General features: G+C 64.8%; 7 protein-coding genes. 2 read left to right on the top strand and 5 right to left on the bottom strand.

Annotated features, from left to right (window positions below; translation table 11 throughout):
• The coding region (locus tag EN884_RS29830) for a winged helix-turn-helix transcriptional regulator (RefSeq protein WP_128360909.1) at positions 1 to 361 on the bottom strand (361 nt) is incomplete at its 3' end.
• 131 nt (positions 362 to 492) lie between these two features.
• On the bottom strand, positions 493 to 1,365 hold the full coding sequence (locus tag EN884_RS29825) for a LysR substrate-binding domain-containing protein (RefSeq protein ID WP_063170296.1): 873 nt from the start codon (positions 1,363 to 1,365) through the stop codon (positions 493 to 495).
• Positions 1,366 to 1,502: 137 nt separating this feature from the next.
• Between EN884_RS29825 and EN884_RS29820 the strand changes: the two genes are divergently transcribed.
• Positions 1,503 to 1,709 carry a hypothetical protein gene (locus EN884_RS29820; RefSeq protein ID WP_063168653.1) on the top strand — a complete coding sequence of 69 codons (207 nt, stop codon included), beginning with the start codon at positions 1,503 to 1,505 and terminating at the stop codon, positions 1,707 to 1,709.
• Positions 1,710 to 1,730: 21 nt separating this feature from the next.
• The gene (locus EN884_RS29815; RefSeq protein ID WP_063168652.1) at positions 1,731 to 2,480 is read left to right on the top strand and encodes a sulfite exporter TauE/SafE family protein; all 750 of its coding nucleotides are present in this window, start codon (positions 1,731 to 1,733) and stop codon (positions 2,478 to 2,480) included.
• A 35-nt stretch (positions 2,481 to 2,515) separates the two neighbouring features.
• Here the strand turns inward: EN884_RS29815 and EN884_RS29810 are convergent, their stop codons facing one another.
• From EN884_RS29810 to EN884_RS29800, 3 genes are all read right to left on the bottom strand, one after another.
• Positions 2,516 to 3,010, bottom strand: coding sequence for a GNAT family N-acetyltransferase (locus tag EN884_RS29810; RefSeq protein WP_063168651.1), 495 nt, complete (start codon positions 3,008 to 3,010; stop codon positions 2,516 to 2,518).
• Complete coding sequence (locus EN884_RS29805; protein WP_013530564.1) at positions 3,007 to 3,297, bottom strand: DUF1778 domain-containing protein; 291 nt, start codon at positions 3,295 to 3,297, stop codon at positions 3,007 to 3,009. The genes EN884_RS29810 and EN884_RS29805 overlap by 4 nt, the downstream gene beginning before the upstream one ends.
• Positions 3,298 to 3,383: 86 nt before the next feature.
• On the bottom strand, positions 3,384 to 3,533 hold a 150-nt coding region (locus EN884_RS29800), incomplete at its 5' end, for a universal stress protein (protein WP_164895235.1).

Here is a 3,533-nt window from a genome sequence, read left to right as displayed (position 1 = left end):
CGCGGTAGAGATCGGCGACGTCACCGGCCACCGTCACGTCGACGATGATGTCGAAGCGTCCGGTGACCACCGAGGCCGAATTGACGAAAGGCAGTTCGGCAATGCGCTGCGCCAGTTCGCGGGCCCGGCCGCGCCCTTGGGCATTGATGCCGACAATGGCGGAGATCAGCTCGGGGCGCTCGGTCAGGTTCAGCAGCCCGACGATCTTGAGTAGGTTGCGGTCGAGCAGGTTGCGCAGCCGCGAGCGCACCGTCGGCACCGAAATCGCCAATATCTCGGCGATCCGGTTGATGCCCGGCTGGGCGTCCTGCGACAGCTGTTTGACCAGCCGCCGATCGGTCAGATCGAGATGTTCCCGCAAAGTCCCCGTCTTTCACAAAAGGAAAAAAGTTTGGCGATTTTTTTGCCAATGTGCAAACAAGCTACGTCACGAACATTTGAAAAGCAAGGCAATGATTCAGCGCTGATGGGGATAGGTGCTCGCTGTCCGGCTCACGCCAGCGCTGTCGCGAGCAATTTTGCCTGCGGTGTCAACTCGTCGAAGCGGCGGGCGCAGAGGTTGAGCTGGCGCGTTGCCCAGTCATCGGTCAGCCGCAGTGTGCGTAGCGTCCGCGCCGAGCGGCGGGCGGCACTTTCCGGCACGATGGCGATGCCGGCACCTTGCGCGACCAGCCGGCAGACATTGTCGAGGCCGGGAACGTGGATGCGGATATGCAGATGGCCGCCAAGGCGGGCCGCCTGGCGGGCGATGTGCTCCTGCAGCGCATGGCCGGTGCTGAGGCCGACGAAAGATTCGCCGAGAAGCTCAGTGAGGTTGACGGTGCGGCCTTCAAGGCCGGGCCGGTTTCGCGCGGCGATCACCACCAGCCGGTCGATGAAGAACGGTTTCTGCTCGAGGTGCGCAAGGCCGGCCCAGGTGGCGGCGATGCCGAGATCGGCCGCACCACTGGCCACGGCTTGCGCGATCTCATGGCTGGGGCGCTCGTCGAGCTCGATGTCGATGCCGGGATGCGCGACAAGGAAGGCGGGCAGGATCTCGCGCAGCAACTCGGCTGTGGCGGCGGTGTTGGCCATCAGCCGGACGCGGGCGCGCAGGCCGGTGGCATAGGCGGCGAGGTCGCCGGTCATCGCTTCGATCTGGTTCTGCACCGCGCGCGCATGATGCAGCAGCGCCTGTCCGGCCGCCGTCGGCACCACCCCACGGCGCCGGCGCTCCAGCAGCGGCGCGCCGAGCCGCTCCTCCATGCCCTTGATGCGGGCGCTGGCCGACGCCAGGGCCAGTCCGGCAAGCTCGGCGCCATGGGTGATGCTGCCGCGTTCGGCCACCAGCAGGAACAGGCGGAGATCGACCAGATCGAAGCGCATTCTCTTGCTCCTGCGAATATTCAGCGCCGGGAAGGCGGTCGGCCAACCAGCCTTCGTCGTGGCCGAAGGCTGGCAGCGCAACTTCCACATTGTGATCGGCCAGGATTTTCGTCAAACAGTTTCGAAGGAGAATTGCGATGAACGAACGAACATCAGGCCGGCTCGGCATTCTTGAAAGCACGGCGATCGTGCTGGCCATTGCGGTGGCCGGCCTTGCCATGGCGCGAGCGGGATCAGGCCTGCGGGGATGCGCGGCGACGGTCGTATCCACCAGCCGCGATGCGGCGCCGGCAAAGGCCGCCAGCCCGGATGCCGACGCAACCGATATGCTGCTGCATGACTGATCCGGCCCTGAAGATACGATCATGCTGAGCGCCGGCATCCTCGCCTGGATCGGCGCCGTGTTCCTCGCCGCCGGCTTCGTCAAGGGCGTCGTCGGCATGGGCCTGCCGACCGTTGCGATGGGCCTGCTGGCGGTGACGATGCCGCCGGCGCAGGCGGCTGCCCTGCTCTTGATCCCGTCGCTGGTTACCAACCTCTGGCAATTGCTGACCGGCCCGTCCTTCGCCCGGCTGTGCAAGCGGCTGTGGACGATGATGGCCGGCGTGATGCTCGGCACCGTTGCCGGCGCCGGCCTGCTGACCGGCACGCATACGGGCGCGGCCTCAGTGGGGCTGGGCGCCGCACTGGTGCTTTATGCGATCCTCGGCCTCGCCAAAGCCGGCTTCACCACGCCGGCGCGCCGCGAAGCCTTGATGTCACCGCTGGTCGGGGTGGCGACCGGGCTGGTCACCGGCGCCACCGGCGTCTTCGTCATCCCGGCGGTGCCCTATCTGCAGTCGCTGCGGCTGGAGAAAGAAGACCTGATCCAGGCGCTCGGCCTGTCCTTCACCGTGTCGACGGCGGCGCTCGCCATCGGGTTGTTCAAGGCAGGCGCCCTGGCGTCGCCGAGTGCGCAACTGGTGGGGTCGGTCGCAGCCCTTGTGCCGGCGCTGGCCGGCATGTTCGCCGGCCAGGCGCTGCGCCAGAAGATGAGCGTCGAGACCTTCCGCAAAGTGTTCTTCGCGGGGTTGCTGGCGCTTGGGGTCTATCTCGTGGGGGAGTTGGTGTTCTAGGCGCCGGACTTCCCCAGAGCACTGGCAGGAAGTCGTCAGCCAATGCTTTCGCTGAGATCAGCGAGCGTGACCATGAGTGTCAACGGCTCGACCGGCGAGGGCTCGAACCCGATGGTGATGTAGAAAGCTCGGGCATCGTCGGAAATCGCATGCACCACTATGCCTTTGATGCCCAGTATTTCAGCAGCCTGGAGAATTCGTAGACCGGCATCCCTTACCAGCGCCCGACCGATGCCCCGACCGTGATAGGCTTGGTCTACGGCCAACCTGCCTAGCACTGCGACGGGGATCGGATCGGGCATGTTGCGCCGGAAACGGCTGGAAGCTTCGACCATTTTCACGGCGCCGCTGGCAACGGCATAGTAGCCAATCACACGGTTGCCTTTGCAAGTCACATAGGTCCGGGATGCACCGCCCGCTTGATTGGTGCGAGCACGTTTTTTCAACCAATCGTCGAGCGCTGTAATGCCCGACGAAAATTCCCCGAGTTCGTGATGATCCGCGAGTGGAACCGGGACCGACAGCGTCACGCAGCTTCCCACGGAGCCTTTGTCGTCATCGTGCGGCGCAATCGGTCGTTGGGCTGCGGCGGCGCGTCGAGGCGTGCCAGAAACGCAGCGTAGACATCCGGTTCGACGGTAAACACGAGACGGTTGAGCAACGCTTCCTCAGCGGCGCGTTGCGAGGCTTCAAGCATGAAGTCGGTGCGATTCTTACCGAGCAATTCGGCTGCGCGGTCGATCAGATTGCGAACTTCCGGCTTGACGCGGATGTTGAGCGGAACGCTCTTCGGCACCGGATGATGTGACGTTGGCATGGACGGCTCCTTCGTTGCGCATATCTAGCACAGCGTAACGACATTGTCATTACCCGCTTCGATGGAGCATGCGATCCGTAGTAGCCCTACCGCACGACCAGCACCGGGATCTCCGTGTAGGACAGCACTTCCGCCGTCTGGCTGCCGAGGAGCAGCTTGCCTAGTCCGCGGCGGCCGTGCGAAGCCATGACGATCAGGTCGCAGCCCAGGGCCTGCGACAGTTCCAGAATGGCTTC

Source organism: Mesorhizobium sp. M7A.F.Ca.AU.001.01.1.1 (assembly GCF_004022735.1).
In the GTDB taxonomy this organism is placed as follows: Bacteria; Pseudomonadota; Alphaproteobacteria; order Rhizobiales; family Rhizobiaceae; genus Mesorhizobium; species Mesorhizobium ciceri.
This window is presented reverse-complemented; position numbering and strand designations above follow the sequence as displayed.